This is a genomic window from Hydrogenophilus islandicus (assembly GCF_054657095.1).
The window spans coordinates 1-1371 of the sequence record NZ_BAAHXE010000064.1 but is presented as its reverse complement, the minus strand read 5'-3'; the positions used below and the strand labels follow the sequence as shown (position 1 = coordinate 1371).

Annotated in this window: 1 protein-coding gene; it reads left to right on the top strand. The window is 60.4% G+C overall.

Going from position 1 to position 1371, the window contains the following annotated elements:
• Window positions 1-150: 150 nt before the first annotated feature.
• Complete coding sequence (locus ACYQ6T_RS10655; protein WP_416887903.1) at window positions 151-1317, top strand: IS256 family transposase; 1167 nt, start codon at window positions 151-153, stop codon at window positions 1315-1317.
• Window positions 1318-1371: the final 54 nt, after the last annotated feature.

The following is a 1371-nucleotide window of genomic DNA, read 5'->3' as shown; positions in this document are numbered from 1 at the left end:
AGTTGTGTACCATCCTTTCTGTAAATTCACTCCTGCGCTGTGGCTGGGAGGGTTACTTGACCCCCGACCGAGGCGCGGAGCGCTGCGGTCGGGGGCACAGCAACCGGCGGCGGGATCATGAAGCCATAATCTGGAGAAAGGAGCGTACCCATGGCGATGCGTGTTCAAACCAACCCCCTCGAAGCCGCTTACGCGGTGTTACTCGAGCATGGACTTGATGGCGCGGGCGAAGCCTTGCGCATCTTGGTCAATGAGGCGGCAAAGATCGAGCGAAGCGAGTTTCTCGGCGCCCAACCCTACGAGCGAACAGCGACGCGGCGCGATTACGCCAACGGCTACAAGCCCAAGACGATGCTCACCCGGTTGGGTGAAGTGACCTTTGAGGTGCCACAAGTGCGATCTGGCGACTTCTACCCCTCTGCGCTCGAGAAGGGCACTCGGACTGATCAGGCGGTGAATCTCGCGCTGGCCGAAATGTACGTCCAAGGGGTCTCCACCCGGCGGGTGATCGAGGTGTTGCAGCGGCTCTTGGGGCCGGAGATCAAGCTCTCTTCTGCCCAGGTGAGCCGCGCTGCTGCCAAACTCGATGAGGGGCTCAAAGCCTGGCGGGAACGCCCCTTGGGCGAAGTGCCCTATCTCTTCCTGGACGCCCGTTACGAGAAGGTGCGCATGGAAGGAAGAATCGTCGATTGCGCCGTCTTGATTGCCGTTGGGATCGAAGCATCGGGTAAGCGCCGGGTGCTTGGGTGCGAGGTGGCCACATCGGAAGCGGAGATCAATTGGCGACGCTTTCTCGAAAGCCTTCTTGCCCGTGGCTTGAAAGGGGTGAAGCTCATTATCTCCGACGACCACGCCGGACTCAAGGCTGCCCGCCGGGCGGTGTTGCCTTCCGTTCCCTGGCAACGCTGCCAGTTCCACTTGCAACAGAATGCCGGTCAGTTCGTGACCCGGCAGGAGGCAAAAAAAACGGTTGCCCGGCAGCTCCGTGCGATCTTCAACGCACCAGACAGAATCGAGGCTGAGCGGCTGTTGCGGGAGAGTTTGGCCCAGTGGCGTCAAGAGCACCCGAAGCTCGCCCAGTGGGCCGAGGAATCTGTCGTGGAGAGTCTCACGGTATTTGACTTCCCTGCTGAACACCGCGTGCGGCTACGCACCACAAATGGCCTGGAGCGGATCAACCGCGAGCTTCGACGACGAACCCGGGTGGCGAGCATCTTCCCTAATCCCGAGTCGTGCCTGCGGCTCGTTTCCGCTTTGCTCGCAGAACTCGACGACGAGTGGATGACCGGCAAGGTCTATCTCAACCTCAACACGTAACCCCGGCGTCATGACACCCGCCAAGGAAATTTACAGAAAAGGAGTTGCACAATC